Genomic DNA, 18688 nt, shown 5'->3' on the forward strand with positions numbered 1-18688 from the left:
TAGCGCCCGCCGTTTTGCCCGGGGCAAACCTTCGGTTTGATGGGGGCGGCCGGGCGCTGTCCGCGCCGCAAGCGGCACGTCCGGAAGGGGCCTAAGCATGACCGATCCCTCGCATGACCACGCCGGCCTCAGCGATACCTTCGCCTCGCGCCGCTACTTCAAGAAGTTCGAGACCATCATCCGGCACCTAACCCGGGTGTCGGCAGCGATGCAGGCGGAGGGGCGGCTGTCGAAATCGGATGTGAAGGTGCTGACTGCTTACCTCATGCGGCTCAATTTCACCTTCCGGGCGCTGTCGATGAAGTACCTGATGGCGGGGCGCGATACCGGGCGGTTCTTTGGCAGCCTGGCGATGGACAAGCGCGACAGCGGCTTTCCGGTTGCGGCGGAGCTGATGACCATGGCCAATGACGCCCAGCAGGCGGAGCGGCATCTGGCGAATATGGCCAGCGAAGAACAGCTGAAGGACGATATGGTGCGCACCATCATCTCGGAGCGCACAACGCCATCAAAACTACAGTTCGCTCTGTCGCAACGGCTTTATTATCAGGAGCTTCTGAAGGGGCAGCTGTTCTGGACCCAGAACGACCCGGTCTGCGAGTGGTTAGAGAACATCGGTGAGCGGCGCCGCCGGTTTCTCTTGCATTGGGCGGCCTATGACAGCCAGGTGAACCTGCCGGTGATCTACCTGATGGAGCTGGAAGACAGCGGCAAGGTGGCGTTGCCCAAGGACGAGCGTCGCTGGCCCGAGGTGCAGGCGCATCTGATGGCACAGGCGCTGGCCGGGCTAAAGCTGGTGACCATCGCCAAGGGGTTCGACGAGGATTTTGATAACCTCCACCCCAAGCATCTGCGCCGTTTCCATGTTGGCCCGATGTATTCCTCTGCCTACACCGAACAATCCGGCCCTCTGCACCGGGTGCTGGAGGAGGCGGAGGCCCCAGCGGGTCAGGATTGGGCCTTGGCCTGGACGCTGGAGGAGTTGGAAAGCGAAGAGGTGCGCGAGGAGCGGTCGGGCTGGTTCGGCACCGTGGAGCGGGAGATCTTCGCGCTCGACCCCTTTGGTGGGCGCGGCGCGGATACCGGCGCGACCCGGACCCAGCGCGCCATCATCCTGCCGCAGCGCCCGTTTCAGGTGCTGGCAGAGCTGGACCCGCCGGGGTTCGGCGATGTGCAGAAATTCGTGGTGAGCGAAGCGGGGCAGGTGCTGCGGTACTGACGTCTGTGCTTGTGGCCGGGTGCGGGAGCCTCCGGCGGGGATATTTTTAGCCAGAAGATGGGCGGGCCGGATTTTTCGCCCGCGACGATACGAATTGAGAGGGTGAGATGAGCATTTCAGGCAATCAGATGGAACTGCGGGAAGAGGATATCCGCAAGCACTACGCGGCGGCTGCGGCGATGCTGGAGGGGTTTGACCACACCCCGCGCATTGCCAAGCCTGCGGTCGAGGGCAAGGCGCCAGAGCGATCTGCAGGGATCGGCACGCGGCGGCGATTCCGCTCGACCACGCCAGGGCTGGTCACACGCTCCACCGCGCGCCCTGACGGCGTGCATCTGATCGCCCGGATCGAGGCGGCGGATGACGATGATCCGCTGACCTCGCCGCTGCAGGCGACCTTGCAGCACGCCTTGCGCCGGGCGCTGGCGGTTTCCCTGGCGATGGGAGAGGCTTATGCGGATGTCTCGGGTCTGGCGGATCTGAAACGGGCCAATTTGGGCGGTTCCCTGGATGCGGCGCGCAAGGGGGAGTTCACCGAGTTGTTGGCCGCCGAGGCGCTGATTGCAGCGCATGTGTTTGCCAATGCCGCCGCCTATCTGCTGGCACCGCACGGGTCTGAAGCGCAGGCCGAGGTGGGCGAGGCGGAGGAGCTGCTGACGGATAACGCGCCGCTGGCCCTGCATGGGGCACTGTGGGAGCTGGACCAGAAACTGGCGCTGCATGCCCCCGATGATACACATCTCATTGCAGCCACGGCCGGTTATGCCGAACAGCTGATGGAGAAAGCCTCCTTGCGCGCTCGATCCGCGCCGCGTCTGGAAGGTTTCACCGCCGCAGACTGGCGGGTGGAGGCGGATGACCTGACCATCAGCGGTTTTGAACCGGCAGCGAAGGCGAAATCCACCACGCTCACCATGGCGTTCAAGAAGCCGCATGAGGTGGTCGGCAACCACATCGCTAAATACCAGGCGCTGCGGCTGTCCAAGATGCTGATGGCCTATGATTTCGACCGCCGTCTGAACCCCTTTGCAGAGATGGGCGGCTTCATCTTCACCTTCATGGGGGATGGCAAGCCGGGGACGGGGAAGACGACGCTCATTCAGATGATGGCGGGCCTCATCCATGATTATTGCCAGAATGCGGGCTATGCCTTCCGCTACCAGAACTTCGGCATCGACAATATCGACAGCTATCAGGGCAAATCCGGGCAGAACGCCAAATCCTTCATCCAGAATGTGCTCGACCCCGGCGTCATCGGCTTTGGCACCATCGACGACATCGACCAGATCGCGGGCAAGCGTGGCGACCGGCAGTCCAGCGCGGGCCAGCAGGAGGTCACTGCGGTGTTTATGGAGGCCTTTGCCGGCGCCAACACCGTGGTGCGCGGCAACTGCACCTTTGGCATGTTCTCCAACTACCCGGAGAATGTGGACGACGCTCTGCGCCAGCGGGCGGGTGCGCGGTTCCTGGTGGACGGGCCGCAGACGCGGGAGGATTACATTGATATCCTGACCCTGCTGATGGGCAAAAACCACGAGATCCCGCTGGGCGATCATGACCTATACGGCGCGCAGGAGATCAAACAGGCGGTCGCGCGCTCGTTTGAGGCGCACAATCGCCCGCAGGAGCCGGGGCTGGCAGAGGTCTTTGGCCGCGTCCATGACCAGATCGGCGAACTGGACAGCCTTGCCAAGCTGGGCACCTATCTGAAGGCGATCCAGCAGGCAGATGAACGCTTCACCGGTCGCGCGATTAAGAACATCACCGATGCGGTGAAGGTCCGGGCGATGGATTTCGAGCTGCCGGATGAATGGATGGAGAACCCGGAGCTGTTCCTGTTCAAGGATTACGAGACCAAATCCGCGATGATTGCCGAGCTGCGGGTGCCGATCACCGTCGACATGGTGGTGCAGGAGATCAACCGCTACGCCGATAGTGAGTTCCGCTATGCCGACAAGTCGGATGAGGTGGCGATTGACAACATGGTGCGTGATTTCGGCAGGCAGGAAGAGGCAAAGCGGCGGTATCTGGAGGGGCAGGGGTGAGCTACGCTTCATTGATATTGGCGATGGGGGCTGGGACACTCGTGCCTATCGCAACTTGGTTCCTGGTGCCTGCCGTGAGGCAGCAGCTGGTGGTGCATGGACTGCTGTCAGCTTTGCTGGTGCCTGCTGTTGTTCTGATCGGCCTATCTGGTCTGCAATGGTCTGGAAGTTTGTCGGCCGACAGCGCGCCTTTGTGGCCAATGGCAGTGAAAGCCTCCGCCTATGCGTCCCCGGTGGTTATTGCTGTGATAGTCAGAGCACACAGAAAAGGGCGAAGTTCGTGACAGTTGAGCACAACATGTGGGCAGAGCCTGTCCGTGGGAGGAAGCGGAGCGCCCGCCCGTTTTGCCGGAGGCAAACCTTCGGTTTGACCGGGCGGATGGGCGCAGCCCGAGCCGTAAGCGCCTCGGGCGGGGAGATTTTACAGAGTTTCAGGAGGTTTCCAAGTGATTGAGTGGGCTGTAAATCACTGGCGCTCGATTCGAAGCGGTTTGAAAAGTGACCGTCCAATGGACGTGGGTAAGGCGATCACAAAGGCTTTTCTGACGTTGGTGGCCGCATTGGCTCTGTTGCCGCAATTTACGAGTGACGGTGGTTGGCAGTTGCGCGTCTGGGCGTTGATCACGTCTCCGCCAAATGAGATTGGTGATACCTTTGCCGGCATTGCCGGAGTCCTTGCCTTCTTGTGGATCATTATAACAGTCTGGTTGCAGAGCCAAGAATTGGCAGCGCAACGAGAGGAGCTTGCCGCTACACGGTCTGAACTAAAGCTGGCTCGCGAAGCTCAAGAACAGCAAGTCGCAGTGATGAAAGAGCAGGCTGAAGTCTTTCGTGGCGAACAAGCACAACGCCGGGAGCATCGTGCTAAGGAACTCTTGGAACGGCGTCTTGAGCATATCGAAGCTATTATGAAAAGAGGCTCAGATCCCCATTTGATCTTTGGTCTACGAAAAAACGGGAACTCTCAACCAGAGAGGGTCGACTTGTCTAGCGGGCTGACGAGTGAGATCAACACCGATGTTTTTCTCAGCCGTGTGATTGAGCGTTTCTTGCAAGCCTCGAGACACTGGCGAGGGCAGGTAGCCAATGGTTGGGAAGTTACCAACCGGAAGTTTGAGAAAAGCCGCTTCGACAAAATGGCAGAACTTCTAGCTCGGGTTGTTGAGGATTCAGCAAACTTATCCGAGGCTGAGCAAGAACGTTTGCAGGCAATGCAGTTGGACCAGTTTTTAGTGGAAATAAAGTGGATGTACTATGGGGAGGCCGCCCAATGAAACGCCTCATCAAGCATGGCCTGATGTTCGGCAATCTCTTCCATGTGGCCTCGCCCGCGTTGGTGGAGCGGTATAATCGCGCGCTGAAGCATTTGACGGGTAAGACCACCACCCTCACGGATTTCCACGTCGATATCTCCGGCTACTCGCCGGAGGTGGGCGATGAGCTGGGGGATGATCACTATCTGAACCATGCGGGTGTGAACCGGCAGTTCATTCTCCTCAGCACTGAACAGAAACGCTGCCCGCTCCTGAATGTGAAATTCTCTACCAGCCGGGACATTCTGCGCCGGTTCATTGCGGCCAATGAAAGCCAGCTTTTTGCGCTGACGGCGACCGATGCCGTGGCGGGTGAGTTGGTCAATTCGGTGTTTGAGGTGGCAACGCCTGCGCAGCTCTTTGACATTCGGCAGGTCAGGGTCGAGGCGGACACCACAAGGGGCACGCTGCGGCAGGCCGATCAGCTGGCCGAACTGGTGGACCGGTTCAAGAGCGAGGAAGACGGTTGGTTTGATGATGCGCTGATCGCCGAGATGATCGAGACGGCGGAAAAAACCGGCGATGTCACCCGCAACCCGGTACGGCTGAAGCACGAGGTGTTTGAGCAGCAGAATTTCTGGACCGCGCATTTTGGCGGGCTTTATGTGTTTCAGAATGTGGAGCACCCGGCCCTGATCGCCAGCGGGGAGAAACCCGAAGGCGTGCCGCTGGACCGGGTGTTTGACCTAACGCAGGACAATGCGATTGCGAAGTTTCTGGAACTGAACGGGCTGGTAGAGCCGATCATCCGCGCGCGCGGCGTCGATGGCGCGGCGATCCTGCGCCAGAAGATGGGGTTTCTGGCGATCAGTGTGCTGGCGGACAAGGGGATGGATCTCTCGGGCCTGTCGCGCAGCGATCTGCGGCGGATGGCAGCCCGCCACGCAAGCGAGCTGCCGGCGGAGTTCGAAGGCATGGCAGCGATGGTTCGCTGGGCCGAAAGCGGCGGCAAATGGCCCCGGATAAAATCGGATCACCCGGCCTATTTCTACTGCCTGCGGGCCACCAACACGCCGAACCGCGATCTGGTCAATATGCTGTTGGCAGAGCTGACGCCGCTGGATTTCCGCCAGCTGTTCATCTGCCACAAGGAAGCGTTTTATCATCAGTATCGCAACTGGCCGGAGGCGAAGAAGGACCACGTCGTCGCCTTCCTTGCGCGCGAATATGCAGTGGACAAGGCCGGCGCGCGGGCGGCGCTATTTGGCCATGAGCCGGATATGAGCGGGCGCAGCACAAGCGCGCAGGATCGACCAATACAGCGCCGAACGGACAGTCTGGTTGAACGGGTCGGTCCCTGGGGGGCTGTCAGCAGCAGATCTGGCAACAGGGGGCGCCGCTGATGTTTGCCTTTCTGCGCCTGATGGCGATCCTTCTGGTGGTGCTGACAGTGATCTACGGCATTGTCTCGCTCTATTCGCGCGAGGTGCGGCGTGCCAAGCTGAAACGTCGTTGGGCCGAGAAGGGGTTGACCGGAGACCGTTCCGCCTTCATCCAGCGCGGGTTGCACCAATATGACAGGTCACTGCGGCGCAGGCTGATCCTGTTGGTCTATGTCGTGCCGCTGGGGGCCATTGCGCTTCTGGTCTATGTCATGAATTTCATGTGAGGTCGCTGAGATGCGTTATATCAAATGGGTGTTCATTCTCACCATCTGGCTGCTGGCAGGGGCCTTTCTGCATTATACACTGCCGCAGAATGATGTGGTGCGCGTGGTCAAGACTGAGGTGCGCCGGGTGGATTTCGGCGAAAACTCGATTTTCTGGGCGCAGCAGGACACGGCACAGGAAAGCGCGACCAGCGTCAATCGCGATGTCCGCTTCGTGGAAGCGTTCCTGCCAAATGGCCGCCCCATCGTCTATCGCAATGAGGACACCGGCTGGGGCTGGCCGCCGTATTTCAAGCTGGACAGCTCCAACCTGCAAGCCGAGCTGACCGATCTCGCCTCCACCAAGGCTGATCCACAATGGGTGCTGCTGCGCCACTATGGCTGGCGCAATGAATTCCTGTCGATCTTCCCGAATGCGGTCGCGGTAAAGCCGGTTGACGGGCCGGAGTATAGCCAGGTGAATTGGTTCAATATCATCTTCCTGACCATGTTGGCTGCGGTGATCTGGGCGCTTTATGTGCGCTGGCGCCGTTTCCGCCGCGCGCGGATCGATCCGATGGTGGAGAATGTCGAAGACAGCCTTTACGCTGCGGGTGATGCGCTTTCGGAGCGGCGTGGCCGGTTCCGGCGCTGGCTAGATAGCTGGAAACAGACGTAACCCAAGACGGCGCTCACAGGCACACCAATCACCGGCTGGGGCAAGCGTCGCGTCTGCCCTAGTCCGTAAAAAGATGTTCCGTCCGCGCCAGCGTAAGTGCTGCATCGTGATCCAGTGCAAAGAACGGCATCAGCTGTTCGGCAATCTGTTCATCGCTGTCGCTTTCGCGGATCAGCCCGTGGTGGTCAAAACCCACATCGCGAATGCGGTCGGCCTCGTGCTGGATATCATTGCGAATGGTTGGCAACAGGCGCTCAAGCGCGAGAGACGATGTCTGTTGGCCGGCCAACCCAATTCGTTCAGCATGACCAGTCAAATAGGCATCGCTCAGGCTACAGTCGATCTGCAGGATCCGCGTGACGGCACGATCGGCGCAGAAATCCTGCATCAAATCCAGCGCTGACGGATCAAGGCAGATCACCAGCCTGTCGGTCTCGTAGTAGTCAAACAGCATTCTCACCAGCGCACGGCGGTGTCGGGTGCGCTTCCACAGGGTTGCTTCGATTCCGCCAAGATCAGGCATATCGGTGCCTTCCTCATCAAAGAGATAGGCAAGTGCCGGAATATTGCTGACATCGCGCAGGCGATTGACCAACCGCTTGGCTACATGCCATTTTTTGCAGGTAACGATCAGCAGCTCGCGGTCGCGTCCCAAGGTGCTTTCGGTTTCCCAGAAGCGTGGCGCAAAGCGCAACCCGTTCCGCCCGCGCTTCGCTAGAAACTCATATAGATTGCGCCCTTCGTTCGAAATCTGGAATTCAACACCCTGCTCGGCATAAAGCGCGCCAAGACGGGATTTCAGCTCCTGCGCCTCGGGGCTGATCTTGCGGGCAAAGAGGAAATCCTGCCCCATCAGCATGTCGTAGTGATCATTGTAGAACTGCACCGGCATCCCGTAGTCCGAGAACATCAGCAATGTCAGCGTGCGGCTCTCGATTTCCTTCGTGGGAACCAGATGACGCACCAGGGTCTGAAAGAAGGTTTCATCCGGGATCCAGGTGGTGCGAAAGAACCGCAGGACATCGCGTCGCTCGGTCAGGAAGGACAGGATCCATTCGACGGTCCGGCGCCGCAGGCACCACCACTGGCTGCCGATCTGGATCTGCATGTCTTCAGGCAGCGCGCGGGTCAGGCCGAGGCGTTTCTGCAGGCTGTGGCTCAGATCGAACAGGCGTTTGTTTTTGCGTTCGTTGAAGACATGGCGGTAGATCAGCCGATCTTCCTTCATGCCGGTCTTGATCCAGTTGCTTTCAAAGAAATCAAAACTTTCGATATAGTCGCAATCCCGACTATCCAGCAGCTGATGGGCATATTCTGCGGTCTTGATCGCCATGCAGTCGCCTGAGACCATGTAGAAATGTGTCGCTCGCCGGAAGGTCGCAACCGCGCTTTCCAGCGCATAGAGGGTTGCCTGAACCAGCGACCATTCCCCCCAGCCGCATTTGACCCGTTTGCGGGCAAAGCAGATGTTGGGATTGTCCTTCAGTGCCGTGCGGATCTGCTGATAATCACTGGCCGGAGAGCGCCCATCGAAATGGATCGCCATATAGTCACCGGCTGCGGTTAGTCGCTCCGCCTGCTGAATAATCGCCTCTGGGTCCTTATGGCACAGCAGAACATATGCGATTTTTGCCATGACAGCGCCCCGGTGTCGTATTTTGATTGATTGTTTCCTTGATACTGACGAATTCTCACTGAATAAACCGCATTATTTCGCTTTTAACGACTAGAGTAGTACGAGGCGCCAATTGCGGCGCATGGGGACGGGGGAGAGGCAGATGGGATTTCCAGGCACCTGGATGACGGAGAGCGAAAGCGTGGTCTATCGCGTGGTGCCCAAATGTGCCTGCTCCACCATCGGTCAGATCATGTATTATTCCGACCACGGGCAGTTCTTTGACGGCGATATTCACGATGCCACTGGCGGTCTGCACAAATGGGCTCTGCCTGACAGCCAGCCGCTGATCACCAGCAATGTTCAGGCGCAGAAATCCTACGCATTCACCTGCGTGCGAAATCCTTACACCCGGGTGCTGAGTTCCTTCTTCGACAAGATCTGCGGCATCCAGCGCAATGGCAAACGCTACCGGGGCAATCTGGTGCCGCGGCTCACCTATGATTATGGGATTGAGGTGGGCGGGGATGACGGCAAAGAGCCGTTTGATCAGATCAAGAGCTTCCGGCGTTTCCTGCTGTTTGTCCGCGACACGGTGAAGTTTCGCCGCCCGATGGAGCCGGATATCCACTGGTCGGCCACGTCGGGCCATGTCTCGACCTTCATTTGTAATGGCGGCCGGTACGACAAGGTGATCTGGACCGAAGCCTTCAACGAGGGCATGCAGGATGTACTGGACGCCATTGAGACGCCGCATCAGGTGGATCTGAACCAGATCCCCCGCTTCAACGAAAGCGAAGGTCACGGCCCCAAACGGGCCCACCCGGTCGAAGACTATTTTGACGATCTGTCGATGCATCTGGTCTATGAAATCTACAAGCGGGATTTCGAAGTTTTCAAATATGACTTTGAAAACCCCGCCAACAAGATGCCGGTGGGCGAGATCGACCTTGATGAGGTGCACGCCAAACTGGGCGAGTAGGTCCAACCCGACCATCGGCTCCCGCCCGGGCTGCAATCATTGACATGATCTTGTCCCGGTTGGGCGTGGCGCCGCTGGCGCGGCGCGCCTCCGGCGGGAGTATTTTGGGAAAGGTGAGGGCTTTGTGCCTTATGCGCGGTCCGGGGATCCCAGATCTTGCAGCTGGGCTTTCAACCCGGTTGGAAACAACTCAATCCCGCCAGCCTCCAGCGCATCAGGATGGAACCATCTGGCGATACATGTCTGGCCGTTGTCTTCCGAGAACTCAATCGTATCGCCTGCCAGATGCGGGGACTCTGGCCATGTGACCTGCGCGGCGAAGATGATCTCATGGCCGGTCTGGCCTTCGTGCTGATAGATGTTTTCCAGCACCACGGGCGCGCCGATGATGGTGATCTCCACAGCGAGCTCCTCCTGAAACTCCCGTCGCAGCGCCTGTTGCCAGGTTTCGCCAAATTCAACGGTGCCACCCAAGGGGCGGACGCCTTTGGTCCGGCCGCTGTCATCGGGCACCTCCGCCGCGAGGAAATGGCCATCGCGCCAGGGCAGACCAATGGTTTTCACGCGAATGGACTGGGCGGGGCGCCAAATGGTCATGTCGGATCTCCTGCGGTGGGTCGACTAGGGCCGGATTTCTATGAAAGAAAAAGCCCCGACATCCAAGATGCCGGGGTCTTCCAAAGCGGACTAACTGACAGCGTCGGTTATTCGTCGTCAGGCAGGGCGCGCACGGCGCCTTTGGCCGCCGATGTGGCCAGCAGCGCATAGGCCTTCAGCGCAGTGGAGACTTTGCGTTTGCGCGGCTTGACGGGTCTCCAGCCCGCCGCGTCCTGGGCGGCACGGCGCGCGGCCAGCTCTTCGTCCGAAACTGCCAGATGGATGGTGCGGTTGGGGATGTCGATCTCGATGGTATCCCCCTGCTGAACCAGCCCGATGGTGCCGCCTTCAGCTGCCTCGGGTGAGACATGGCCAATGGAGAGGCCCGAGGTGCCGCCCGAGAAGCGGCCATCGGTCAAGAGTGCGCAGGCTTTGCCCAGCCCTTTCGACTTCAGATAGGAGGTCGGGTAGAGCATTTCCTGCATACCCGGACCGCCGCGCGGACCCTCGTAGCGGATCACGACGACATCGCCCTCTTTCACCTTGCTGGTCAGGATGTCGTTCACCGCCTGATCCTGGCTTTCGCAGACATAGGCGGAGCCGGTGAATTTCAGGATGTTATCATCCACACCGGCGGTTTTCACGATGCAGCCGTCGCGGGCAATATTGCCGAACAGCACCGCCAGGCCGCCATCCTGACTGAAGGCATGGTCCTTGGACCGGATCACGCCCCCCTCGCGGTCTGTGTCCAGTTCCTTGTAGCGGTTGGACTGCGAGAACGCTTCAGTGGTGCGCACGCCACCGGGGGCAGCTTTGAACAGCGCTTCGGCGTCGGGGTTGTTGGCGACCTTGATGTCCCATTTGGCGATGGCTTCACCCATGGTACTGGAATGCACTGTGCTGCACTCATTGTGCAACAGGCCTGCACGGCTCAGCTCTCCGAGGATGGAGAAGATGCCCCCGGCGCGATGGACGTCCTCCATATGCACATTCTCTATATTCGGCGCGACCTTGCAGAGGCAGGGGACCTTACGGCTGAGGCGGTCCATATCAGTCATGGTGAAATCGACCTTGCCCTCATTGGCGATCGCCAGAAGATGCAGCACGGTATTGGTGGACCCCCCCATCGCGATATCGAGGCTCATGGCGTTCTCAAACGCATCAAAGGTCGCGATTTCACGCGGCAGAAGACCTTTCTCCTCGCCCACATAGTGACGCTTGGTGATGTCAACGATCTTGCGGCCTGCTTCCAGGAACAGATGCTTGCGGTCGGCATGGGTGGCCAGGGTCGAGCCATTGCCCGGCAGCGCCAGACCCAGCGCCTCTGCCAGACAATTCATCGAATTTGCGGTGAACATGCCGGAGCACGACCCACAGGTCGGGCAGGCGTTTTCCTCGATGTGCTGAACCTGTTCGTCGGTCATCGTGTCGCTGGCGGCGGCAACCATGGCGTCCACCAGATCGATTTTTTTCATGTCGAGATCGGCAATGTCGATCTTGCCGGCTTCCATCGGACCACCGGAGACAAAGATCGCCGGAATGTTCAGCCGCATTGCGGCCATCAGCATGCCGGGGGTGATCTTGTCACAGTTGGAGATGCAGACCATGGCGTCCGCACAATGAGCGTTGACCATATATTCGACGCTGTCAGCGATCACCTCGCGGGAGGGCAGGGAATAGAGCATACCGTCATGGCCCATGGCGATGCCGTCATCCACAGCGATGGTGTTGAACTCCTTTGCGACGCCGCCGGCTGCCTCAACCTCGCGGGCGACCATCTGGCCCAGGTCCTTCAGGTGGACGTGGCCGGGCACGAACTGGGTGAAGGAATTGACGATGGCGATGATGGGCTTGCCGAAATCATCGTCTGTCATGCCGGTGGCGCGCCACAGGCCGCGTGCGCCGGCCATGTTGCGGCCATGGGTGGAGGTTCTGGATCGGTACATTGGCATCTGGCTGGTTCCCTTGTCTTTGCCCCTCAGGGACACGATTTGCGCAATAAAGGCAACATGTCGGGGCGGTCTTCGGTAATTATCTGGTGGTTTCTGCGAGATTTTGCAGGCTTTGGCGGGTCATGATCGGGCAGGATCTGCAGCTGTGCCCGCTGTCGCCGTGTTTGGTGGCGGTGGGGTGATCAGGTGATTCACGGCAATGCCGACAACAAGCGCCCAGAACGCAGCGCCAATTCCGAAGAAGCTGATACCGGATACGGTGACCATGAAGGTGATCAGTGCGGCTTCGCGCCCCCGTGCATCACTCAGCGCCGCGGAGAGGCTGTTGCCGATGGTCGACAGGAGTGCAAGGCCCGCCACCGTGGCGACCAGCGCCTTGGGTGCAATCAGGAACAGGCTGATGACCGTTGCGCCGCCAAGCCCGACGAAGATGTATAACACACCCGTCATCACCCCGGCCATATAGCGGGTCTTGGGGTTTTCATCCGCTTCCGGTCCGCAGCCGATGGCAGCGGTGATGGCTGCGAGGTTGAAGGCAAATCCACCAAAGGGCGCCAGCGCGAAAGAGGCGGCACCAGTTACGATCAGGCTGGCGGAGACCGGCGGCGTATAGCCTGCGGCCTTGAGCGTGACCACGCCGGGCATATTCTGCGAGGACATGGTGACGATATACAGCGGCAGACCAACCCCGATCAGCACGGGCAGTGAAAAACTCGGCATCATGAAGACCGGCTGGGCCACTGTCAGATCTAATGAAGCAGTATGGGTGAAACTGCCATCACCAAGGCACCACAGGATGCCAACAGCCAGCACGGCCGGGATGGAATAGCGTGCAAACAACCGCCGCCCGGCCACAAAGGTGACCGCCATGGCGGCAACCAGAGCAGTGTCGGATTGAAACGCACTAAAGGCGGCCAGACCAAAGGGGAACAGCAATCCGGCCAGCATAGCATTTGCCAGCGCATCCGGGATCAGCCGAGACAGCGCGGCAAACCAGCCGGTCACCCCGGTCAGGATCAGGAGGGCAGCACAGAACAGAAACGCGCCAATCGCATCGCTCAACGACACATCGGCAAGGCTCACGGCCAGCAGGGCGGCCCCAGGTGTGGACCAAGCGGTCAGAATAGGCATTCGGTACGCCAGTGACAAAATGAGGCTGGTCAGCCCCATGCCAAGCCCCAGCGCCAACATCCAGCTGTTGGCCTGTGCCTGACTGGCGCCGGAAGCCTCAATAGCCTGAAAGATGATCGCGACAGATCCGGTGTAGCCCACCAGCACGGCAACCGCGCCTGCAACAATATGCGAGAGTTTCAAGGAACTGAGCATCCGGGTTTTCCTGAGATGGCGGATCCGCTAGAGATCGGAGGGGCGTGCGTTATAGCGCACAGTACTATTTGTGCGTTATAACGCACAAGTGTTTTTTGAGCAGCGGCTTAAAACGCCGTGTGATCAACAGAAGAGCAACGGGCAGCACAATGAGCGAAGATGGCATCACTCTGAATTTGCGGGACATTCGTCAGGATGCGGGGCTCAGCCTGTCCAAGGCAGCTGAGGTCACGGGTGTCAGCAAGGCGATGCTGGGCCAGATTGAGCGGGGCGAATCAAGTCCGACGATTGCGACGCTGTGGAAGATTGCCAAAGGGTTTCACCTGCCTCTGACAGCGCTGATCGGTGAAGCCTCGCAGCCCGAAGGCAGCGGTGGCCGCAGCTTCCGCTCAGTGCAGTTCCCCGGCTCCATCGCGGTAAAAATGGTGTTCCCCTTCGATCCGGTGCTGGGGGCAGAAACTTTCCATGTCAGCCTGCGACCCGGTCAGTCGCACCAATCGCAGCCCCATGATACCGGCGTCACCGAAGAGGTCTTTGTGCTGGAAGGCGCCATGGAAGTGCTGCGAGATGGCAGTTGGGTACCGCTGGAGACCGGCCAAGGGTTGCGGTTCGCGGCCGATCAGCCGCATGGCTACCGCAGCGGCGATCGCGGGGCGGCCTTCCTCAACATGCATCACTATCGTCGTGTGGGCACGGTTGAATAGGCTGTTCTGGCGGATCAATTCGCCGCAGGCGGGCGGCTTGTCCCTCAGCCGCGGCCTGCCTAATGCTTGCATTGTTACGCAGTGCCGTTGCCGCCTTGGGGAACGTGCAAATACCGACCTTTTATGACCCATCGCCGGGGTATTGTCCGGCTCACAGGAAAGCGATCTGATCCATGGATACACTGCGCGGCAGCCTCCTGATGGTGCTGGCCATGGCGGCCTTTGCGCTGGAAGATATGTTCATCAAATCCGCTGCCCGCAGCCTGCCTGTGGGTCAGATCCTGATCCTGTTCGGCGCCGGTGGCATGGTGATTTTTGCAATCGTGGCGCGTGCGCAAGGGCATCGCCTGTGGAACCCTGTGTTCTGCACGCGCGCCTTGCTGGTGCGCTCGGTTGCCGAGGTTGCGGGGCGGCTTTGCTTCACGCTGGCGATTGCACTGACACCATTGTCCTCAGCCTCTGCCATTCTGCAGGCGACGCCGCTGGTGGTTTCCGCCGGGGCGGTGGTGTTTTTTGGCGAGCATGTGGGCCTGCGCCGCTGGCTGGCGATTGCGGCGGGGTTCATCGGGGTGCTGATGATCCTGCGCCCGGGTGCGAGCGGGTTTGAACTCGCCTCACTCTTTGCGGTGGCGGGAACGCTGGGGTTTGCCGGGCGCGATCTGGCCACGCGGGCGGCACCAGCGGGGCTGTCGAATGCGCATCTCGGGCTTGCAGGCTTTGCCATGCTGGTGGTGGCCGGGCTGATCGCGCTGCCCTTTGGTGCGCCGATGAAGACACCGGATGCGGCGACCACCATCGATTTGGCTGCCGCGACGCTGGTGGGGGTGGTGGCCTATCAGGCTCTGACCGGAGCCATGCGGGTTGGTGAAATTTCTGTCGTTGCCCCGTTTCGCTATACCCGGTTGATCTTTGCGATGGTGCTGGGGGTGGTGGTCTTCCACGAGCGTCCGGATATGTGGACCCTGATCGGCAGCGCTGTCATCGTGATCAGCGGCGGCTTCACCCTGATGCGCAGCAACCGCCGCCAAGTGACCTGAGGCAGGCGCCTCATCTGCATCACCATCTTGCACCTCGGTCTCCGGCACCTTACATCTGCGCCCCATGGCCAAGCAAAAATCAGACCCGAATTACAAAGTCATCGCAGAAAACCGCCGCGCGCGGTTCGACTACGCGATTGAAGATGATCTGGAATGCGGGATCCTTCTGGAAGGGTCCGAGGTCAAATCCCTGCGCGTGGGCGGCACCAATATCGCCGAAAGCTATGCGACGGTTGATGATGGCGAGCTTTGGTTGGTGAATTCCTACATCGCGCCTTATGAACAGGCGAAGATGTTCAGACATGAAGAGCGCCGCCGCCGTAAACTTTTGGTGTCCCGCAAGGAGCTGTCGAACCTATGGAATGCAACCCAGCGCAAGGGCATGACCCTGGTGCCGCTGGTGATGTATTTCAACCATCGCGGCCTGGCCAAGATCAAGATTGGTATCGCCAAGGGCAAGAAGAACCACGACAAACGCGAGACGGAGGCCAAACGCGATTGGTCACGTCAGAAGCAGCGTTTGCTGAAAGACCACAGCTGATCCGCGAACGGCCGACAACGTTTGGTATATCTGCCGCGCGGTGCCGTCACGGCGGCATGAGTGATACGCGCGGCCGAAGTCGCGCAGCGGCAGACGCTGCAAGAAACAGCAGAGCGTTGCAATATCTGACTGAATAAGTCAGATAAGCCGCACCCAGCAGACTCATCCCTCAGTCAGGCCCGGCATCCTTCGTGTTCCTGTTTGAAAGAGGACGACGCCCGTGCCAACTTCTAAGCCACAGACCCCCGGCCGGTCACTGCCCGCTGCCCCCGCCGCTCCGACTGTATCACTAGAAGAGGTCGCGCTGGCGGATCTGGGACTTGATACGTTTGAGGTGGCTCTGTTGCCGCAGCTGCGCCACTTCAGCACCTGTCTGCAAACGCCGCAGAGCCAGGCCTGGCAGCTGGCCTATCGCAGTGCTTCGGAACGCTGGGGTGAAACATTCGGGCTGGCGGTGGCTCATGCGCTGTTCAAGGTGGTGCGCTGCCTGCACGACCTGCGTGGTGATCACTACCGGGGACATGACGCGCTGACCCTTGCGACGCGCGCAGTGGTGACTGTGGATGAGGCGGCGTTTCTGCGCATGCTGCACCACATGCGCCGTGATGACACCCCGGCGGCGCGGGACTCGGTTGCGGATCTGACCGGTGGCTGGATGGACCCGCATGTGATCCGCGCCGCGTTGTCCTTTGCTGATCGGTTCCCGGCTGGCAAGGCGAACCCGGCGCAGAGGCCGCAGGCCAGCGCCCAGCCTGATCAGCCGCCGCGCCTGCGGGTCGTCCGCTGAAACACCCCGATGCAGGCCCAGCAGGGGAACAGGCACTGGCCAGTGGGACAGATTATTGCGCTGCGACTTCGGCGTCCCTTGCGACTCTGTCCGCACGGTTGTACGGATGCCTCAGCACATATGAGGGGAGACGGAAACGTTGGACGATCCTAAAACGCTTGTGTCGACAGACTGGCTTGCTGCGCATCTGAAGGACCCCGATCTGCGGCTCCTCGATGCCTCTTGGTATATGCCGCAGGAGGGGCGCGACCCCAAGGCTGAATACGCGGTTGCCCATATCCCCGGCGCGCGCTTCTTTGACATTGATGATATCGCCGACAATCGCTCCGACCTGCCGCATATGGTCCCGCCGGTGGAGAAATTCATGTCCCGGCTGCGGGCCATGGGTGTCGGCGATGGCCATCAGGTCGTGGTCTATGACGGCACCGGGTTGCGCTCTGCGGCGCGGGTGTGGTGGCTGTTCCGCCTGATGGGGCAGACCAATATCGCGGTGCTGGATGGTGGCTTGCCGAAATGGCAGGCCGAGGGCAATCCGGTTGAGGATCTGCCGCCAGTGATCCGCGATCGCCATATGACCGTGCGGGTGCAGAACCACCTCTTGCGGGATGTGACACAGGTCTCCTCCGCCGCCAAGCTTGGCGATCACGAGATTATCGACGCCCGCGCAGCGGAGCGCTTTCAGGGTGCCGTGGCCGAACCCCGCGAAGGCCTGCGTGCGGGCCATATTCCCGGGTCCCGGAACGTACCTTATACGGAGCTTTTGAACGCCGATCAGACCATGAAATCGCCGGACGCTCTGCGCGCGGTGTTTGAGAAGGCCGGCGTCGATCTCAGCAAACCAGCCATCACCACCTGTGGGTCAGGTGTCACCGCTGCTGTCCTCAGCCTCGCCATGGAGCGTTTCGGAAAGACCGATCATGCGCTTTATGACGGCTCCTGGACGGAGTGGGGCGCCTTCCCGACATTGCCCGTTGCAACCGGAGAAGCCTGATGTTCGAAACCCTCAAACCCCAGCCAGCGGATAAGATCCTGGCGCTGATGCAGATGTATCGCGACGATCCGCGCGACAGCAAAATCGACCTCGGCGTCGGCGTCTACAAGAACGCTGAAGGGGTGACCCCGGTCATGCGCGCCATCAAGGCGGCAGAGCATAAACTCTGGGAAGAGCAGACGTCCAAATCCTATGTGGGTCTGGCCGGGGATCCGGCTTATTCCGACGCCATGATCAAACTGATCCTCTCCGACAGTGTTGCGCGCGCCAATGTTGCCGCCGCAGCCACGCCCGGCGGCACCGGCGCTGTGCGTCAGGCGTTTGAACTGATCAAGATGGCCAATCCCGGCGCGCGTGTTTTCGTGTCGAACCCAACCTGGCCGAACCACATTTCAATCCTGAACTATCTGAACATCGAAACCGTCGCCTATCGCTATTTTGATCGCGAGACCTGCGGCGTCGATTTCGACGGCATGATCGCGGACCTGAAGACGGCGAACAAGGGTGACGTGGTGCTGCTGCATGGTTGCTGCCACAACCCGACCGGTGCCAACCTCAACATGGTGCAGTGGCAGGAAGTCGTGGCCATCCTGAACGAGCGTGGTCTGATCCCGATGATCGACATTGCCTATCAGGGCTTTGGCGACGGTCTGGAAGAGGACGCACAGGGTGTGCGCTACGTGGCAGCGAATACGCCCGAATGCCTGATCGCGGCCAGCTGCTCCAAGAACTTTGGCATCTACCGCGAGCGTACCGGTCTGTTGATGGCGGTCTCTCAGGACAGCGGCGCACAGGCGCTGAACCAGGGCACGCTGGCCTTCCTCAACCGTCAGAACTACTCCTTCCCGCCGGATCACGGCGCGCGTCTGGTGTCGATGATCCTCAACGATGACGCCCTGCGCGCCGATTGGGCAGCGGAGCTGGAAGAGACCCGCCTGGGCATGCTGGCGCTGCGTCAGCAACTCGCGGATGAGCTGCAGCGCCTGACCGGCTCTGATCGCTTTGGCTTCCTTGCCCAGCATCGTGGCATGTTCTCGCTGCTCGGCACCACGCCGGAGATGGTCGAGAAAATGCGCGCAGAGAGCGGCATCTACATGGTGGGCGACAGCCGCATGAATATCGCAGGCCTGAACACCCAGACCGTGCCGATCCTGGCTCAGGCGATTGTCGACGCAGGCGTCTGATAAAGCGAACCGTCTAAGGCAAGCCCTCTGACCCAATTGAAACGCCCCGCTTTGATGGGGCGTTTTTTATGGCGAGCCACCAGACTTTTGAGTGTGATCGGAAGATGGGCGGCACAGAGAAAGGCGGC

At 60.2% G+C, this 18688-nt stretch carries 17 protein-coding genes; 13 read left to right on the forward strand and 4 right to left on the reverse strand.

Annotated elements, in window-relative coordinates:
• Positions 1 to 97 precede the first annotated feature (97 nt).
• The 6 genes from INHI_RS0119605 to INHI_RS0119630 all read left to right on the forward strand — a co-directional run bounded on the left by INHI_RS0119605 (position 98) and on the right by INHI_RS0119630 (position 6844).
• Positions 98 to 1219 (forward strand): hypothetical protein, encoded by a 1122-nt coding sequence (locus INHI_RS0119605; RefSeq protein ID WP_014875840.1) that lies wholly within the window; start codon positions 98 to 100, stop codon positions 1217 to 1219.
• Positions 1220 to 1326: 107 nt separating this feature from the next.
• Positions 1327 to 3264 (forward strand): AAA family ATPase, encoded by a 1938-nt coding sequence (locus INHI_RS0119610; protein WP_027248654.1) that lies wholly within the window; start codon positions 1327 to 1329, stop codon positions 3262 to 3264.
• 446 nt (positions 3265 to 3710) lie between these two features.
• Positions 3711 to 4538, forward strand: a complete 828-nt coding sequence (locus INHI_RS0119615) for a hypothetical protein (protein WP_155805625.1) — start codon at positions 3711 to 3713, stop codon at positions 4536 to 4538.
• On the forward strand, positions 4535 to 5920 hold the full coding sequence (locus tag INHI_RS0119620) for a DUF6638 family protein (RefSeq protein ID WP_027248656.1): 1386 nt from the start codon (positions 4535 to 4537) through the stop codon (positions 5918 to 5920). The genes INHI_RS0119615 and INHI_RS0119620 overlap by 4 nt, the downstream gene beginning before the upstream one ends.
• Positions 5920 to 6186 carry a hypothetical protein gene (locus INHI_RS0119625; RefSeq protein WP_027248657.1) on the forward strand — a complete coding sequence of 89 codons (267 nt, stop codon included), beginning with the start codon at positions 5920 to 5922 and terminating at the stop codon, positions 6184 to 6186. Before INHI_RS0119620 ends, INHI_RS0119625 begins: the two co-directional genes overlap by 1 nt.
• 10 nt (positions 6187 to 6196) lie before the next feature.
• Positions 6197 to 6844, forward strand: coding sequence for a DUF1523 family protein (locus INHI_RS0119630; RefSeq protein ID WP_027248658.1), 648 nt, complete (start codon positions 6197 to 6199; stop codon positions 6842 to 6844).
• A 58-nt stretch (positions 6845 to 6902) separates the two neighbouring features.
• On the opposite strand, the gene INHI_RS0119635 is transcribed toward INHI_RS0119630, so the two are convergent.
• Positions 6903 to 8480 carry a DUF5928 domain-containing protein gene (locus INHI_RS0119635; protein WP_027248659.1) on the reverse strand — a complete coding sequence of 526 codons (1578 nt, stop codon included), beginning with the start codon at positions 8478 to 8480 and terminating at the stop codon, positions 6903 to 6905.
• A gap of 142 nt (positions 8481 to 8622) precedes the next feature.
• Between INHI_RS0119635 and INHI_RS0119640 the strand changes: the two genes are divergently transcribed.
• Positions 8623 to 9441, forward strand: a complete 819-nt coding sequence (locus tag INHI_RS0119640) for a sulfotransferase family protein (RefSeq protein ID WP_014881107.1) — start codon at positions 8623 to 8625, stop codon at positions 9439 to 9441.
• A gap of 129 nt (positions 9442 to 9570) precedes the next feature.
• Here INHI_RS0119640 and INHI_RS0119645 read toward each other — a convergent pair whose 3' ends face one another.
• The 3 genes from INHI_RS0119645 to INHI_RS0119655 all read right to left on the reverse strand — a co-directional run bounded on the left by INHI_RS0119645 (position 9571) and on the right by INHI_RS0119655 (position 13316).
• Positions 9571 to 10038 (reverse strand): NUDIX hydrolase, encoded by a 468-nt coding sequence (locus INHI_RS0119645; protein ID WP_027248660.1) that lies wholly within the window; start codon positions 10036 to 10038, stop codon positions 9571 to 9573.
• A 107-nt stretch (positions 10039 to 10145) separates the two neighbouring features.
• Positions 10146 to 11990 (reverse strand): dihydroxy-acid dehydratase, encoded by a 1845-nt coding sequence (gene ilvD / locus INHI_RS0119650; RefSeq protein ID WP_014875831.1) that lies wholly within the window; start codon positions 11988 to 11990, stop codon positions 10146 to 10148.
• A 120-nt stretch (positions 11991 to 12110) separates the two neighbouring features.
• Entirely contained in the window at positions 12111 to 13316 is a 1206-nt protein-coding gene (locus INHI_RS0119655; RefSeq protein WP_014881104.1) for a benzoate/H(+) symporter BenE family transporter, read from the reverse strand.
• Positions 13317 to 13465: 149 nt separating this feature from the next.
• Between INHI_RS0119655 and INHI_RS0119660 the strand changes: the two genes are divergently transcribed.
• The 6 genes from INHI_RS0119660 (at position 13466) to INHI_RS0119685 (ending at position 18560) form a co-directional block, all read left to right on the forward strand.
• Positions 13466 to 14020, forward strand: coding sequence for a helix-turn-helix domain-containing protein (locus INHI_RS0119660; RefSeq protein WP_027248661.1), 555 nt, complete (start codon positions 13466 to 13468; stop codon positions 14018 to 14020).
• Between the two features lie 173 nt (positions 14021 to 14193).
• On the forward strand, positions 14194 to 15057 hold the full coding sequence (locus tag INHI_RS0119665; protein ID WP_027248662.1) for a DMT family transporter: 864 nt from the start codon (positions 14194 to 14196) through the stop codon (positions 15055 to 15057).
• Between the two features lie 64 nt (positions 15058 to 15121).
• Positions 15122 to 15598, forward strand: a complete 477-nt coding sequence (smpB, locus tag INHI_RS0119670) for an SsrA-binding protein SmpB (RefSeq protein ID WP_014875827.1) — start codon at positions 15122 to 15124, stop codon at positions 15596 to 15598.
• A 220-nt stretch (positions 15599 to 15818) separates the two neighbouring features.
• On the forward strand, positions 15819 to 16385 hold the full coding sequence (locus INHI_RS0119675) for a hypothetical protein (RefSeq protein WP_027248663.1): 567 nt from the start codon (positions 15819 to 15821) through the stop codon (positions 16383 to 16385).
• A 139-nt stretch (positions 16386 to 16524) separates the two neighbouring features.
• On the forward strand, positions 16525 to 17376 hold the full coding sequence (sseA, locus tag INHI_RS0119680; RefSeq protein WP_027248664.1) for a 3-mercaptopyruvate sulfurtransferase: 852 nt from the start codon (positions 16525 to 16527) through the stop codon (positions 17374 to 17376).
• Positions 17376 to 18560 carry an amino acid aminotransferase gene (locus INHI_RS0119685; protein ID WP_014875824.1) on the forward strand — a complete coding sequence of 395 codons (1185 nt, stop codon included), beginning with the start codon at positions 17376 to 17378 and terminating at the stop codon, positions 18558 to 18560. The genes sseA and INHI_RS0119685 overlap by 1 nt, the downstream gene beginning before the upstream one ends.
• Positions 18561 to 18688: the final 128 nt, after the last annotated feature.

It is taken from the genome of Phaeobacter inhibens DSM 16374, from assembly GCF_000473105.1.
Lineage (GTDB): Bacteria > Pseudomonadota > Alphaproteobacteria > Rhodobacterales > Rhodobacteraceae > Phaeobacter > Phaeobacter inhibens.